Genomic DNA, 13,575 nt, shown 5'->3' on the forward strand with positions numbered 1-13,575 from the left:
CTGATTCACCATAGTGAATGGACCCTGGCACTGGTGCAAGGAACGCCCTGCTTCACCGCCCCGTACCTAATCGATCCCACCCAAACACCACGGCGCAACACCTACCACCACGGCCTGAGCAAAAACAACCCCAACACCCAAAACTGACAACACACCCGGCCGAGTGCAAACGAGGCCTAGAGTAGAACCACAGACATCGGTACCTGCCGAGGTTCGCGGACTTGATAGCGTGAGGAATATGGATGAAGATTCTTCCCAGAAACGTCTGGATGCAGCAAGCACGTCAGCTCGATTTATTCAGGATGCTGCGGCTGCTGTGCGTCCTAGCAGGCTTGCTGGCCCACGAGATCCCGGCGATGCCTGGGTAGAGGGCGACGCTGGGAAATTCTGGGGCAGGTTCGGTTCTGCTGGCTTGCTGGTAGTGGACTCCGAACGGGGAATACTGTTGCAGCACCGGGCTATCTGGTCGGACCACGGCGGTACATGGGGTCTGCCTGGGGGCGCCCGCCATCAAGGAGAAAGTGCTGTTGACGGAGCCTTGAGAGAGGCATGGGAGGAAGCTGGGGTGCCCGCCGACAAGGTTGAGGTTCTCTTCACCTCCTTGTATGACGTGGGCTACTGGACGTACACCACAGTCGCGGTCCGTGTGGTGGAGAGCTTCGAAGCCATCGTCAATGATCCCGAGAGCATTGCCCTTGAGTGGGTGCCGCCTGCAGAAGTTGAATCCCTGCAGTTGCATCCTGGGTTCGCTGCGGCATGGCCAGTATTGCGGGAGCGTCTGGAAAGGCGTGGCTGAGCCGCAGCCCGGGCAGCGCTCCGTGGTGGGGAGGCTGCTTCAGGAGATCTTTTGGGAACGCGCCACACATTACCGAACTGGCGGTAGGGGCAGGGAGAATGTGCTCACGGCCGAGATGCTCATGGCCTTCGACTTTCTGCCTCGGATGCATTTTTTGGGAGCTGTCATTGGTGCTGCCCACGGTGCAGAACAGGCCAGGGCGGTGCTGATCTCAGACATTGAGATCGCGAGCGTGAGTTTCCTTCCCGGTGACCTGCCCCTTACTCGTGGAGGCCAAGCGCATCCGTTCCAACTCATTCCAGCCAGCCCAGCTGGCACGGGAATATGTCGCTGCTATGGCACACGCTGAAAACCGGTTGCCCATCGTTTTGCTGTTGGGTGTCAAGCCCAACGTGTTGGTCTCAGGGCGTGGCCGAATGACCATCGAGGAAGCAGTACTTGGTGAACTTCTATCTGTTGTGGAAGAGACTCGCAACAGCCAGCTGGATGTGGAACGGCTCCAGAGTCAGATTGACGATGTCTTTTGCTGGATACCCTGGGAGAAGGTGGACGAGGTGGTGCGAACGCAGGAAGCAGCCTTCACATCTTCCGATCCGTCCGGCATAGCTTCGGTGCGCCGGTTGGCGGGGTCGATCAATGATGCGATCACCTGGCATGGGTAGAGAATGCGGTGGAGTTAGTTCCTCAACAGCGACTGGTGCTACCAGCTGATCCGGTCGAAGTCGCGTCGCAGCCGGACGCTCCGCGCTGAGTTCAACGACTCCATCCACGTAATGCGGCCCAGCAGATGGGCGCGGAAATCGGTGTGATCGGCCCGGTTCTGTGACTCCGGCCCGAAGAGCATGCAGTTGTGCAGAATCGCCTTCAGCGCATCGAATTCACGGCGCGGAGCGTTGAGATGCTGGTTCACTACTATACCGGTGACCTGCTGGCGGGTGCTGCGTGGCCGGACTCTGGTCTTGCGTTCGTTGAGTTTATGCCCCTCATCGGCCGCAATGTGCTTTGCGCCCCGAAGGAAACGCTCGGTACGCCTGGCCAAGGCGGGACCGCCACTGAATCCAAGGTCGTCGGCATAGCGGGTGTATTTGGCCCCGGCGGCCTCCGCCCACCCCTGCAGCCTGGAGTCCAGCCGCCGCAGTGCCAAATTTGCCAATGCAGGGGAGGTCGGTGCACCCTGTGGCAAGTGGGGGAGCCGCAATGCTTGCGTGAGGGCAAAGCGTTCGGCAGCGCTCCCGCCCGGGGGCATGGAGCTGATGACCCGGGGTGGAACTATATGGGTGCACAGTCCGGTCAGACGGTGAGCCACCGCTTCCGGATATCCTGACTGTCGCAGCGCCCCAAACACTTTTCCAGCGGTGACATTGGCAAAAAAGCTCAGCAGGTCCATCGAAATGAGCACGTCGGCACCCGTATGCAGTGCCGCTCCGCTGGATGCACTTCGTCCCGGGACGAAACCGTGCGCTGCATTGTGCAGCGGAATGGGAGCAAGGAGCCCATGCAGCACTTTTCGTTGGATGCTCCGCAGCCTGAGCCCGGGAATCTCCAACAACCTTGGGGTCCTGCCGGGTCGTTCTCGCCACATGTATCGGTAGTGCTGCAAACAGCTCCGGCTGGCCAGCCTGTTCAAATGGCGGGTGTCGGCAAACCACTCCAGCTCGCCCAGCTTCACGCCAAGAACTGCAGCCAACTGCTCCAACCCTGCGACCTCGGGAACAGGGTGGGTTCCTTCCCGCAGCTCTGGTTCTGCCACTGCGTAGGCTGCCAAACGGAGGGGTTTGCGTTGATCATGTGCCTTGTCCACGGCAGCGGCGAAGGGTTCGCTGGCTCCTATGTGGGCGGCCAGTTCGCGTAGTGCGTCAGCGGGTTTGCGGTGGTAGGCACACACCACGGCCCGAACCAGCGGACCCAGCCAACGTCGTCGTGCTCCCAGCACTTCGGCACCGGCGGATACCAGCGCTTCCACCGTCCAATCCGGTGCAGCAAGAAAGGCGTGAGACAAAGCTGTTGCCACGATCGCGGGGGTGGGATGCGGCGTGTGGGCGAGGACCTGTGCGGCCTTGTAGTCGTTGGTCATCCCCGTAGCTTCCTTCCGTGTCCCGGTAGTGATTTCAGCCAGGTCATGAAGCGACGGAGGCTTCCAGACGACCTGTCTGTCGGTGCGGGTGGTGTGCTGCGCGGAGCGCAGAGCCCCCACCCGCGGCGCCTTCTCGAGCGGTACTACGTGCCCCGGGGTAGCCCCGGGGAGGAACCTGCACGAGTGCAGTTCCACCTCGTCGGGAAGCCTCCGTCTACTCGAAACGCTAACACGTAGGGTGGGAGCCGGTGCAGGGTTGGTGGTTCAGAAGCGTGCATAGAAGCGCGAAACTGCTGGCTGTGCAACCGTGTCATTAGCGGCTCCGAAAGTTCATTACGGTAAAAAGATGCCTGCGCCCAGTGAAAAAACACCGCTCAAACCACTGTGGCTTCACCGCCACGCTGAGGTTATGGCCGCAGCGCTGGATCCGGAGACCTTCTCCTCCGCAGTGTCCAGCCACCTGAACGTGCCCAACGGCATGGACGGGGCCGAACACACCCTCTACCGTGCCGTGGTGGACAAGTACATGGCCCCCGAACGTACTGCGACGATTGCGCCCATCTGTCAGGCAGCGGCCGAGGATCTCGTTGCGGGCATCCCGTCAGACATGCCCGTGGACGTAGTCGGTGGGTTGGGGCGGCGCTACGCCGTGCGGGCGCAAAGCCAATGGCTCGGGTGGCCGGCTGTGCTGGAGGACCCGTTGTTGCAGTGGATCGGAGACAACCATGCGGCAACAGGGAGTGGCGAGCTGGCTGACGACTTTGTGGGCAACGCACCTCTGTTGCTGACGGAGATCGTCAGTATTCTGCGCAACTGGACGGCGGGGGACCTGGGCAGCATATCCCGCTGCGTGGGCAGCATTGTCAACCATCTGGCGCAGAATCCTGAGCTGCAGACGGAACTTCGCAGCCAGTTATTGATTCCAGCTGGCACAGACACTGCTTTCTTGGATGCTGCCACTGATGAAATGCTGCGCATCGAGAACCCGTTCCTGTCCAACCGGCGCAAAACCATCCAGACGCTGGAACTGGACGGGCACAGCATCGAGGCAGGCCGAAGGGTGTACTTGGACTGGGTGGAAGCAAATCGGGATCCCGCAGTGTTTGGCGACCCCGACGCCTACCGTCCCACCCAGAATGCAGCCAGCAACCTTGTCTACGCCATTGACAAACACGTCTGCCCGGGCCGTGGTCTGTCCACCAGGGAGCTGCGGGTTGCAACCGTTGAACTGCTATACCAAACAACGGCGATCATGCCTGCTCCGGGCTTGGAGAATGTGCGCGAAACAGCTCCGCTGGGCGACTTTGGCAGCGTTCACGTCATCCTTACCAAGAAAGAGTTTCCAGCCGTTCAGGCTTCCACGAAGGGATGATCCAGGAGAGCCACCAAATAGTCTGAATCCTCTGCGAATGGGTGCAGCTGCCATGTGGAGAAGCTCCCGGAAACGCGCAATCCTGCGCCTTGGACATCGCTGAAAAAATCTACAAAGTCGTAGCCGCGTCCCGCACCAAAGCCCACCACCACCCGGCCATCGTGCGCCAGGTGTTCCCTGAAATGAGCAAGCACAGCCGGCGCTGTTCCTGGGGCAAGAAACGTCAGCACGTTTCCGGCGCACAAGATCAAATCAAACGTCTCACCGGGTAGGGACAACGCACTTAGGTCGCCCAGTCTCCAATCGACGTCCGGATGGTCGTTTCGCGCGGCTGCGACCAGTTCGGGATCAAGGTCCACGCCCACCACGCGGTGCCCCCTACGTGCCAATTCCCCACCAATCCTGCCCATGCCGCACCCGGCATCCAAGATCCGGCCGGAGCGGGCGAGCAATGCATCAGCCATCCTGGCCTCACCGTGAACATCGACACCGTCGGCACGCAACGCGGCAAACTGGGCCACATACCTAGCCGAATGGCCGGGTTCCGCTCGATTCTTCGCTTCCCACAAATTTTCACTGTCCATGGGCCAAGGCTACCGCTGCCAGACTTTCCCGGTCCCAACCGCGCCACACTGCGCTCCGCGCAGCACAGTGCAGGAGGGGTCAACCTGCCTGCCTCCCATCTTTGCAATGGAGGGCCCCGTCGTCGTTCACGATATTTTTCGGCTAGGTCACTCCACCGCCTTGGCAGCCAAAATCGCCTCCACGAACAAGAAACCACTCAATGTGCAACTATCGATCCATGCCTGAAACTGTGGATCATCCCCTCGCCGTCCGTGCGATGGCCTTCACCCGACCCTCAAGGTGGCGGCACCGCCCTGTGCGCCTGGTCCGCTATGACGCCTACTGGGCAGGTGGTTACGTGGACTTCGACGTGAGCCTTTCCAAAATGATGTACCGGGGATCACCCGCGGACTTCGCTGCGATAAAGGAGAGCGTGCACGATCACTGCCCGGAAGTAGGGACTGGCCAGTGGGTGGGAGAATTTGGCGCCGTCGTTCCCGGACCCACCCAGACTGAACCGGACCCGACAGGAAACGTGAGAGGGACGCCGTCGAAGTATGGGGTTTCACATGACGAGTCGTACAAGAAGAGCGGCCGCAGGTGGGGCGTCGGTTTTGGTGCAACCAGTCTCGGCCTTGGCCTTTACCTCGTTATCGAGCCACTGAGCGACGGTTTCACCGGTTTTGTGGGAGTACTTTGCGTCATCTTTGGCCTGTCAGCCCTCGCGGGCTTGCTGCCCAAAAAATACCACTGGTTATTAGTTGCACGTCCACCGGCGCGATTTCGGGGTCCAGCACGAAAGTAGATCGAAAATATGCACCGCACTTGGTGGTGCACAGCTGATTCGGGACAGTCCTTGAAAGGACTGTAGCGACCAGTCTCACGTGCGGAAAATTAGGGCAACCTGGCTTGCCTTCGCTACCATGGGAGGAGATCAACAGACTAGAATTCCCTAGCTATATTCTTCCTGACCCAGGGGGCAGCGAACGCTCATGATGGACAGCATTGTCTCCCTCCCCTTTGTCTGGGCCTTTTTGATCCTGTTTGTCATTGTGATGCTGCGTTCCAACGCCACATATTGGACAGGACGGGCATTGGCTGCCGGAGGGCGCAAAACCAAGCTGCAAAAGTACTTGGACGCCCCATCCGTGATCCGGGCGGAAAAAGTCATTGCCCGCTGGGGAACCGCTGCTGTCAGCGTGAGCTTTCTGACCATTGGGGTCCAGACTGCCGTCAACATGTCTGCCGGACTGGGCCGGATGCCGTTGCGCCGCTACATTCCGGCAACCGTGGTTGGATCCATCGCGTGGGCCTGCATATACGCCACCATCGGGCTTGCCGCATTTGACGCCGCCCTTGCCGCTGCTGCCGGATCCCCGCTTTCCTTGATCGTCCTTGTTCTGCTCGCTGCCGCCGCAGCGCTGGGTGTGCACCTGTTTCGCGTCTCAAGGATCCGTAAGCTGGATCAGAGCGCCTTGGAAGATTGCCCGGTCATGGGCCAGGAATTGGCCGTCAAGCCAACGTTGCAGGCGTAGACGCCGTGTGCGAATCGCTGCGCTGCTGCCGGTAGAGTCATAGCCATGCCGGAAACAACCACATGCTTAACTGCCGAATCTGCTGCAACGGCAACTGCAGCAGCAACCGCAGTCGCTGACACCGCGTCCTACTACCGCCACTTGGGTGGGAACCGCTACGCATCCACCATTCACGCACAGGGTGCTTGGAACGCTCACGAACAACATATGGCCCCGGTGACCGGTATTATGGTGCACGCTTTGGAGCAGTTTCAGCCCCGCACCGACATGCGACTTGTCCGGCTCAGCTTTGACATTCTGGGCCTGATCCCGGCTGGCGAATTCAGCATTGAAACGACCCTGCTGCGCCCCGGCAAAACTATCGAGCTGCTGCAGGCTGAATTGATCGCCGACGGCCGGGTGGCTGTCCGGGGCACTGCCTGGCGGCTGCAACGCGGCGACTCGTCCGTCGTCGAAGCCTTTGAAGACAAGCCCCTTGAGCCACTTGATGAATCAGTGGCCTGGTCGGGGCTGAACACGTGGCCCGGTGGGTTCATCAAGTCCATTGAAGGGCGAACACTTCCGGGCCACCGCAAGGGGCACGGACGTGCCTGGCTGCGCAGCCCGCACACCATGCTCGACGGCGGCGAACACTCCTCAGCGCTGGTTCGGCTCCTGGGGCTGGCGGACAGTGCCAACGGTGTGGCTGCGCGTATTCTGCCCGAACCGGGTAGTTTCATGTTCCCCAATGTGGATCTGTCCTTGCACATCTACCGGGAACCTGTCGGTGAGTGGCTGGGGCTGGACTCCACGGTGACGTTTGCCGGCGACGGCGTGGGCCTCACCTCATCCGTGCTGCATGACGAGCAAGGCCCCTTCGGGCGCTCAGAGCAGATCCTGACCCTGCGTCCCATCCCGCACAACCAGTGAGCTCGCTGCTTGCCCCACGCCTTGAAGTCCACAAACAGTTGGTCAACCAGGGAGCCGAAGCCGACCTGAACCATGCCCTGGACCTTCTTGCAGAGGTGAAGGATAGGCGTCAGAACGCCATGCTGCGCCTGTACCGGCCCGAGCCCACCGTGGCGTTCGGCCAGCGGGACACCAGGCTGCCCGGCTTTGCCGCTGCTGAGCAGGCCTCACGAAACAACGGTTTTGTGCCAGCCGTCCGGCGTGCAGGGGGTAGGGCCGCTGCCTACCACCGGGGCACCCTGATCGTTGACCACATCCAACCCCAGGACGATGCCATTGTCGGAGCCAAGGCGCGCTTCGGGTTCTTTGGGGACTTGTTTGGCCAGGCCCTGCAGTCGCTGGGTCTGGACGCCGGCGTCGGTGAAATCCCCGGTGAATACTGCCCGGGCGAGTACAGCGTGTATGGCAGGAACGCAGCCGCCAGCATCAAGCTGGTCGGCACGGCGCAACGCGTGGTCTCCGGGGCATGGCTGTTCAGCTCCGTCATCGTGGTGGAAAAATCGGAACCCATCCGCCAAGTCCTTATTGACAGCTATGCGGCACTCGGCCTGGACTGGGACCCGTCCACCGCCGGCGCGGCCGAAGACCTGCTCCCGGGACTCACGGTGGAGGACGTGGAAGCGGCCATCCTGGCGGCCTACACGCAGCACACGCAGCTCAGCGGCACATGACGCCCAAGCGCAGCAGCGTCTTCAGAACACCACAAAACAAGGGCCGCGCAGCATCAGCTGCGCGGCCCTTGTGATGTGGTGCCAGTTCTTCGTGGAGCAGTTATTGCCCTTCGGCCAGGATGCCCGGCTTCTCGTCGGCAATGCTGGTGGAGTCGCCGTGACCGGTGTTGACAACGGTTTCAGCTGGCAGCGTCAGCAGCCGCTCGGTGATTGACTTCACGATGGTGGGGAAGTCACTATACGAGCGCCCGGTAGCCCCGGGACCGCCGTTGAAAAGTGTGTCGCCGGTGAAAACGGTACCCAGCGACTCGGCGTAGAAACACGTCGAACCGGGCGAGTGGCCGGGGGTGTGCAGGGCCACCAGCTCGGTGCCGGCGATCTCGAACGTATCCCCGTCGGCGATGGCTGAGTCCGGCGTCGTGCCCGGGTAGATGTCCTCCCAGAGCATTTGATCCTCCGGGTTCATGAACACGGGGGCCCCGGCCAAGCCGGCAAACTCGCGGGCATGACGGATGTGGTCGTCGTGGCCGTGGGTCAGCAGCACAGCCTTGACGGTGCGCTTGCCCACGGCAGCCAGTATGGCCTGAGGGTCGTGTGCCGGGTCAATGACCAGCACCTCGGAGTCGTCCCCCACGAGCCAGACGTTGTTGTCCACGTCCCAGGTTCCGCCGTCGAGCGAGAATGTGCCGGAGGTGACCAGACGGTCAATGTGTGCGGCCATTACAGCTCCACCACCGATCGCAGCACGGAGCCTTCGCCCATTTTCGTGAAGGCGGCCTCGATGTCATTGATGCCGATGCGTTCGGTGACGAATGCATCCAGGTCCAGTTTGCCCTGCTTGTACAGGTCAACAAGCATGGGGAAGTCGCGGGAGGGCAGGCAGTCGCCGTACCAGGAGGATTTCAGCGATCCGCCGCGGCCAAACACATCGGCCAGTGGCAGCTCCAACATCATCTCCGGGTTGGGTACACCCACCAGTACCACGGTACCGGCCAAGTCGCGGGCGTAGAACGCCTGCTTGTACGTTTCCGGACGTCCGACGGCGTCAATCACCACATCTTCACCGAAGCCTCCGGTGAGGCCCTGGATGGCGGTGACGGCGTCCTCGGCAGTGGCATCCACAGTGTGCGTGGCGCCGAGCTTCTTGGCTGCTGCCAGCTTCTTGGGGTCGCGGTCCACGGCGATGATGGTGGTGGCCCCTGCCAGTGCCGCACCGGCGATAGCGGCTGTGCCAACGCCGCCGCAGCCAATGACGGCCACGGAATCGCCGCGCTTCACGCAGCCGGTGTTGATGGCGGCCCCAATGCCTGCCATGACGCCGCAACCGAGGAGGCCGACGGCGCCGGGATCGACGTCGTCGTCGACCTTGGTGCACTGCCCGGCGGCGACGAGGGTCTTTTCAATGAAGGCACCGATGCCCAGCGCGGGGGAGAGGACGGTGCCGTCCTCAAGCGTCATTTTTTGCGTGGCGTTGGCCGTGTCGAAGCAGTACTGCGGCTGCCCCTTTGCACAGGCGCGGCACGTGCCGCAGACGGCACGCCAGTTAAGGATGACCCTGTCGCCGGGGACCACGTTCGTGACGCCATCGCCGACGGCGCTAACCACGCCGGTGGCCTCATGGCCCAGCAGGAACGGGAAGTCATCGCTGATGCCGCCAAGCTTGTAGTGCAGGTCCGTGTGGCATACTCCGCTGGTGAGGATGTCCACAAGGGCCTCGCCCGGGCCCGGATCGGGAACCAGAATGGTTTCGAGTGTGACGGGGGCATTCTTGCTGAGCACAACTGCGCCCTTGACCTTGTGAACCACTGACAACTCCTTGAACGTTCTTGCCGGCTGCGGTACACCGCTACCGGATGGCTATTGCCTATTGATTGTCTATCACAGGGGGTGCATAAAAGCCCGATGTTGCGCCGCCCCGCATTCCCGTCAGAGCGTTTGGTTGGCTAGACGCCCAGCTTGACCTTGACGTCGTTCAGTGACGGGTTGGTGGCTGCCGAGCCGTCGGGGTAAAGGATCGTGGGGACCGTCTGATTTCCACCATTGAGGCTTTCAACGAGTTCGGCAGTGCCGGGGACGTCTTCGATGTTGATCTCCGTGTAGCCGATGCCCGAGGCGTCAAGCTGCTTCTTCAGGCGTTTGCAGTAGCCGCACCAAACAGTTGAAAACATGGTGATGGTGCCGACGTCGGGGGTGAAATCCACGGGGAGTACTCCTTGAAGGGGGTTGTTGAGGTTGCTATCCATGACAACGCTACCTGGTCGGGTGCATATTCCCTGATTTGTGCCACCATGGATTGCATGTGTGGACGATACGTCATGGCAAGGGCCGTCGGTGACCTGGTGGCCGAGCTCGAAGCGGAAGCCGACGCCAACCTGGAACTGCGGGCCTCCTGGAACGTGGCCCCGACCACGGATGTGCCCATAGTCCTTGAACGGCTGGTCGACGGCGTTCTGCACCGGCAGGTGCACGTGGCCAAGTGGGGGCTGGTGCCACGTTGGGCGAAGGATCCCGGCGTCGCCGTGCGCGCCTTCAACGCCCGCAGCGAGACGGTGCTGGAAAAGCCCACGTTCCGTGCCGCTGCCAAGGCGCGGCGATGCGCAGTCCCGGTGGAGGGCTACTACGAGTGGAAGAAACTTCCCGACGGCAAGAAGCAACCGTACTTTGTGCACACGAAGGATGGCTCGCTCATCACCTTCGCCGGACTGTACGAATGGTGGAAGGACCCCGGAAAGGACGACGCCGACCCGGAAGCCTGGCTGCTCTCCTGCACCATCTTGACCATGGAATCGCCACCCGAGGGGGAACTTTCCACCCTCCATGACAGGCTCCCGGTCCCACTGGACCGCGAGGCCATGGCCGAATGGCTCAACCCTGCCCCTGGGGAGGCTGCCGGGCTCTTGGACATGGTCTTGGCCGAAGCCCACCAACTGGCCGCCGCATGGCAGCTTGACCCGGTGGGGCCCGACGTCGGCAACGTGCGCAACAATTCACCGGAGCTCACAGTCCCGGTCTGCTGACGGAAGCCCAGCGCCTCACTTGACGCAGGGGATGCTGCCGCCAGCGAGCGAACCTGTCCAGTCCGAGTAGGTGGTGGTGGCCTCGGCAGGAGCCTTGGCCGGCGCAGTTGCCTTGGCTGGCACAGATGGCGAGGCCGATGGAGCTGGCGCGGCGGACGCGGTGCCGGGTGACGCCGTCGTGCCTTGAACTGTAGGTGTGCCTGGGGCTGCAGCCTTGGCTCCAGCTGCGGCTGTGGGGGACGCTACCGGTGCCGGGGCCAGGAGCTGCTGGACCGTCGCCTGCACCTGGGCCACATCCACAAGGTTGATGGACTCGCCGTTGGGTGCGGTGCCAAAACCGGTGATGGGCAAGGTGGTGAACGTGATGTTCCCGCCCGTGATGGAGGTCGCCTGCTGGATCAGCGTGATGAGATTCAGACCATTGTTCACCACGATGTTGCTGCTGACGGCGTTGAGCACCGCTTCCATCTTCGGGATGTTCGTGAACGTGCCGGCCTGCTTGAGCTGGTGGATGACGTCGACGACGAATGCCTGCTGCCGGCGCTCGCGGTCCAGGTCGGAAAAAGCATAGCTGGGATCCGAGGTGTCGCGGCGCTGGCGCACGTACGCCATGGCCTGCTTGGCGTCGATCTGCTGCAGGCCGGCCATGAAGTTCGCTCCGGAATACGTGTCCTTGGTGGCGTTGAGCGTACAGACGGTGATGGGGGCAACCGCCTGGGCCACCTCGTAGAAGGCTGCCATGGTCACCTCCACGAAATTATCGACGTGGACGTTGCCCAGGAAAGTCGAGACGGTCTCGATCTCGGACGCCCGGCCGGCGTCGCGTGCCTGCTGGTACGTGGTGTTGTCATTGGGCATGCCGGCTGCAAGCAGCGCCGTCTGTTCGGCGGAGAGGGCGTCGCCGTACGCTTCCTTGATCTTGCCGTAGGTGCCGCTCCCACCCGGGATGCCGGAGAGTTCCACGTAGTCGTCGCGCGGGATGGAGATGGCGGTGGCCTTGGTCCCGTCGGCCGGAATGTGGATGAGCATGAGCACGTTGGCGTTGTAACCGCCCACGGACTGGTCACCGGCGTCGAGCGCGTCATATAGCTCCGGGGACAGCGGCTGGCCCATCTCATCGACGCGCGAGTCCAGCCCCATGACAAGGATGTTGGTGTCCTTGCCCAGCTTGGGCACCTGGTGGACGGCCGCAAGTGCGCCTGAGCGCAGCACATTGTTGTTGGCATTGACCAGACTGACGACGACGAAGCCGACGGCGATGAGCGCAGCCGCCACCACCACTGCCAGTACGGAGAGCGTGATGCGCCGACGGCGTCTGCGTTGGGAATTGCGACGATTCAGCTGCTCGTCCAAGTTCATGATGCCCTGATTCATGGTGATGCTCCTTGGTATGCGCGTCACCCAACCCCGAGCCGCTGTCAACGGACCCGCCACCGTGCCGGGCCTCCACCTCATCCTGTCACCGAGGACTGTCCCGAATCGTCCAAACAGCCCAATTTACGGTGAAGTCCCAGCCGATTCCCAGCCGCTGGCGACGGCTGCCAGAAAGGCAAAAGCCTTGGTGATTGGGTGGAAGGAACCTACGCTTGCCCTATGAAGCCGCCCGTGCCGGACGGACCACACGTGCCGGGCGGACGGTGCGGGCGGTCGGTGCGGGCGGACTTGGCGGGCCCGGTTCGCAGGTTGTCAGGAAAGGATGGCTGATCATGTGCCGACTCTTTGGACTGCACGCCGGAACAGAGCCCGTGAAAGCCACCTTCTGGCTGCTGAAAGCCCCTGACAGCCTTGCAGTGCAGAGCCACCGCGCTCCGGATGGCGCCGGGATCGGCGTGTTCAACGGTCAGGGAGCACCCACGGTGAGCAAGCAGCCAATGGCCGCGTGGCAGGACGCAGATTTTGCCTGCTCAGCCAGGACGCTGGAAGGAACCAACTTCCTGGCCCACGTCCGGTATGCGTCCACAGGTGGGCACACCTTGGAGAACACCCATCCTTTTGAGCAGGACGGGAGGCTTTTTGCCCACAACGGCGTGGTGCACGGTTTGGCTGAGCTGGATGCACGCATTGCTGAATGTGGGGGAGCGGGTCTGGTTCACGGACAGACCGACAGCGAACGAATGTTTGCGCTGGTCACTGCGGAGATACGTCGCAATGGCGGTGACGTTGGTGCCGGAGTGGTCACGGCTCTGAGGTGGATCGTAGTCAACCTGTCGGTGTACAGCCTGAATTTTATTCTTGCCACGGACACGGAGTTGTGGGCGCTGCGTTATCCGGAAACACACGAGTTGCATGTGCTGGAACGCTGCGCAGGCGGGTGCAATGGAGGGGAGCTGCAGGTCGGCAGTCAAAGAATCCAAGCGCGTTGCCGCGATCTGGCAGAGCAGGACTCGGTGGTGGTGGCCAGCGAGCCGATGGACGCAGATCCAAGCTGGCGCCTGCTTGCGCCAGGGGAGCTGCTCCATGTGGACGAGGGGCTGCAGGTCACGTCAAGCTTTCCGCTGCCAGCAGTGCCGGCACACCTGCTGGCGCTCACTGACTTGGGCGCCACCGCGGCAGCCTCTCAGCATCCACACGCCAGCTGACGCGCAACGGCCGTCAACT

At 62.1% G+C, this 13,575-nt stretch carries 17 protein-coding genes; 11 read left to right on the forward strand and 6 right to left on the reverse strand.

What is annotated here, in order from left to right; genetic code table 11:
• Window positions 1–242: 242 nt before the first annotated feature.
• The 4 genes from JMA46_RS17575 to JMA46_RS03560 all read left to right on the forward strand — a co-directional run bounded on the left by JMA46_RS17575 (window position 243) and on the right by JMA46_RS03560 (window position 1,458).
• Window positions 243–368 (forward strand): hypothetical protein, encoded by a 126-nt coding sequence (locus tag JMA46_RS17575; protein ID WP_348770055.1) that lies wholly within the window; start codon window positions 243–245, stop codon window positions 366–368.
• Window positions 317–796 carry an NUDIX hydrolase gene (locus tag JMA46_RS03550; protein WP_348770053.1) on the forward strand — a complete coding sequence of 160 codons (480 nt, stop codon included), beginning with the start codon at window positions 317–319 and terminating at the stop codon, window positions 794–796. Before JMA46_RS17575 ends, JMA46_RS03550 begins: the two co-directional genes overlap by 52 nt.
• Window positions 789–1,145: a hypothetical protein gene (locus tag JMA46_RS03555; protein WP_207343925.1), complete on the forward strand. Its 357-nt coding sequence runs from the start codon at window positions 789–791 to the stop codon at window positions 1,143–1,145. The genes JMA46_RS03550 and JMA46_RS03555 overlap by 8 nt, the downstream gene beginning before the upstream one ends.
• A gap of 67 nt (window positions 1,146–1,212) precedes the next feature.
• Entirely contained in the window at window positions 1,213–1,458 is a 246-nt protein-coding gene (locus JMA46_RS03560) for a hypothetical protein (protein WP_207343926.1), read from the forward strand.
• Between the two features lie 38 nt (window positions 1,459–1,496).
• Here JMA46_RS03560 and JMA46_RS03565 read toward each other — a convergent pair whose 3' ends face one another.
• Window positions 1,497–2,870 carry a reverse transcriptase family protein gene (locus tag JMA46_RS03565; protein ID WP_207343927.1) on the reverse strand — a complete coding sequence of 458 codons (1,374 nt, stop codon included), beginning with the start codon at window positions 2,868–2,870 and terminating at the stop codon, window positions 1,497–1,499.
• Between the two features lie 346 nt (window positions 2,871–3,216).
• Between JMA46_RS03565 and JMA46_RS03570 the strand changes: the two genes are divergently transcribed.
• Window positions 3,217–4,242 (forward strand): cytochrome P450, encoded by a 1,026-nt coding sequence (locus JMA46_RS03570; protein WP_207343928.1) that lies wholly within the window; start codon window positions 3,217–3,219, stop codon window positions 4,240–4,242.
• On the opposite strand, the gene JMA46_RS03575 is transcribed toward JMA46_RS03570, so the two are convergent.
• Window positions 4,221–4,826, reverse strand: coding sequence for a class I SAM-dependent methyltransferase (locus JMA46_RS03575; RefSeq protein ID WP_207343929.1), 606 nt, complete (start codon window positions 4,824–4,826; stop codon window positions 4,221–4,223). The genes JMA46_RS03570 and JMA46_RS03575 overlap by 22 nt on opposite strands.
• Window positions 4,827–5,044: 218 nt before the next feature.
• Between JMA46_RS03575 and JMA46_RS03580 the strand changes: the two genes are divergently transcribed.
• The 4 genes from JMA46_RS03580 (at window position 5,045) to JMA46_RS03595 (ending at window position 7,960) form a co-directional block, all read left to right on the forward strand.
• Window positions 5,045–5,611: a hypothetical protein gene (locus JMA46_RS03580; protein ID WP_207343930.1), complete on the forward strand. Its 567-nt coding sequence runs from the start codon at window positions 5,045–5,047 to the stop codon at window positions 5,609–5,611.
• Window positions 5,612–5,798: 187 nt separating this feature from the next.
• The gene (locus tag JMA46_RS03585; protein ID WP_247647020.1) at window positions 5,799–6,341 is read left to right on the forward strand and encodes a VTT domain-containing protein; all 543 of its coding nucleotides are present in this window, start codon (window positions 5,799–5,801) and stop codon (window positions 6,339–6,341) included.
• Between the two features lie 45 nt (window positions 6,342–6,386).
• The gene (locus JMA46_RS03590; protein WP_207343931.1) at window positions 6,387–7,250 is read left to right on the forward strand and encodes a thioesterase family protein; all 864 of its coding nucleotides are present in this window, start codon (window positions 6,387–6,389) and stop codon (window positions 7,248–7,250) included.
• Window positions 7,247–7,960 carry a lipoate--protein ligase family protein gene (locus JMA46_RS03595; protein ID WP_207343932.1) on the forward strand — a complete coding sequence of 238 codons (714 nt, stop codon included), beginning with the start codon at window positions 7,247–7,249 and terminating at the stop codon, window positions 7,958–7,960. Before JMA46_RS03590 ends, JMA46_RS03595 begins: the two co-directional genes overlap by 4 nt.
• 100 nt (window positions 7,961–8,060) lie before the next feature.
• Here JMA46_RS03595 and JMA46_RS03600 read toward each other — a convergent pair whose 3' ends face one another.
• From JMA46_RS03600 to JMA46_RS03610, 3 genes are all read right to left on the reverse strand, one after another.
• Window positions 8,061–8,681, reverse strand: coding sequence for an MBL fold metallo-hydrolase (locus JMA46_RS03600; RefSeq protein ID WP_207343933.1), 621 nt, complete (start codon window positions 8,679–8,681; stop codon window positions 8,061–8,063).
• Complete coding sequence (locus JMA46_RS03605; protein ID WP_207343934.1) at window positions 8,681–9,766, reverse strand: S-(hydroxymethyl)mycothiol dehydrogenase; 1,086 nt, start codon at window positions 9,764–9,766, stop codon at window positions 8,681–8,683. Before JMA46_RS03605 ends, JMA46_RS03600 begins: the two co-directional genes overlap by 1 nt.
• Before the next feature lie 137 nt (window positions 9,767–9,903).
• Window positions 9,904–10,161 carry a mycoredoxin gene (locus tag JMA46_RS03610; RefSeq protein WP_303389076.1) on the reverse strand — a complete coding sequence of 86 codons (258 nt, stop codon included), beginning with the start codon at window positions 10,159–10,161 and terminating at the stop codon, window positions 9,904–9,906.
• A gap of 96 nt (window positions 10,162–10,257) precedes the next feature.
• Between JMA46_RS03610 and JMA46_RS03615 the strand changes: the two genes are divergently transcribed.
• Window positions 10,258–10,977 carry an SOS response-associated peptidase gene (locus tag JMA46_RS03615; RefSeq protein WP_207343936.1) on the forward strand — a complete coding sequence of 240 codons (720 nt, stop codon included), beginning with the start codon at window positions 10,258–10,260 and terminating at the stop codon, window positions 10,975–10,977.
• A 15-nt stretch (window positions 10,978–10,992) separates the two neighbouring features.
• Here JMA46_RS03615 and JMA46_RS03620 read toward each other — a convergent pair whose 3' ends face one another.
• A complete protein-coding gene (locus tag JMA46_RS03620; RefSeq protein ID WP_207343937.1) occupies window positions 10,993–12,351 on the reverse strand; it encodes an LCP family protein in 1,359 nt (452 codons plus the stop codon).
• A gap of 212 nt (window positions 12,352–12,563) precedes the next feature.
• On the opposite strand from JMA46_RS03620, the gene JMA46_RS03625 reads away from it, so the two are divergent.
• Window positions 12,564–13,556, forward strand: a complete 993-nt coding sequence (locus JMA46_RS03625; RefSeq protein ID WP_247647022.1) for a class II glutamine amidotransferase — start codon at window positions 12,564–12,566, stop codon at window positions 13,554–13,556.
• Window positions 13,557–13,575: the final 19 nt, after the last annotated feature.

The organism is Arthrobacter sp. E3 (assembly GCF_017353415.1).
In the GTDB taxonomy this organism is placed as follows: domain Bacteria; phylum Actinomycetota; class Actinomycetes; order Actinomycetales; family Micrococcaceae; genus Specibacter.

Coding starts and splice junctions, on each gene's coding strand:
- JMA46_RS03620 (WP_207343937.1), bottom strand. CDS start 12,351: ATGAATCAGGGCATCATGAACTTGGACGAGCAGCTGAATCGTCGCAAT.
- JMA46_RS03615 (WP_207343936.1), top strand. CDS start 10,258: ATGTGTGGACGATACGTCATGGCAAGGGCCGTCGGTGACCTGGTGGCC.
- JMA46_RS03575 (WP_207343929.1), bottom strand. CDS start 4,826: ATGGACAGTGAAAATTTGTGGGAAGCGAAGAATCGAGCGGAACCCGGC.
- JMA46_RS03560 (WP_207343926.1), top strand. CDS start 1,213: ATGACCATCGAGGAAGCAGTACTTGGTGAACTTCTATCTGTTGTGGAA.
- JMA46_RS03600 (WP_207343933.1), bottom strand. CDS start 8,681: ATGGCCGCACACATTGACCGTCTGGTCACCTCCGGCACATTCTCGCTC.
- JMA46_RS03570 (WP_207343928.1), top strand. CDS start 3,217: ATGCCTGCGCCCAGTGAAAAAACACCGCTCAAACCACTGTGGCTTCAC.
- JMA46_RS03585 (WP_247647020.1), top strand. CDS start 5,799: ATGATGGACAGCATTGTCTCCCTCCCCTTTGTCTGGGCCTTTTTGATC.
- JMA46_RS03590 (WP_207343931.1), top strand. CDS start 6,387: ATGCCGGAAACAACCACATGCTTAACTGCCGAATCTGCTGCAACGGCA.
- JMA46_RS03565 (WP_207343927.1), bottom strand. CDS start 2,870: ATGACCAACGACTACAAGGCCGCACAGGTCCTCGCCCACACGCCGCAT.
- JMA46_RS17575 (WP_348770055.1), top strand. CDS start 243: ATGAAGATTCTTCCCAGAAACGTCTGGATGCAGCAAGCACGTCAGCTC.
- JMA46_RS03580 (WP_207343930.1), top strand. CDS start 5,045: ATGCCTGAAACTGTGGATCATCCCCTCGCCGTCCGTGCGATGGCCTTC.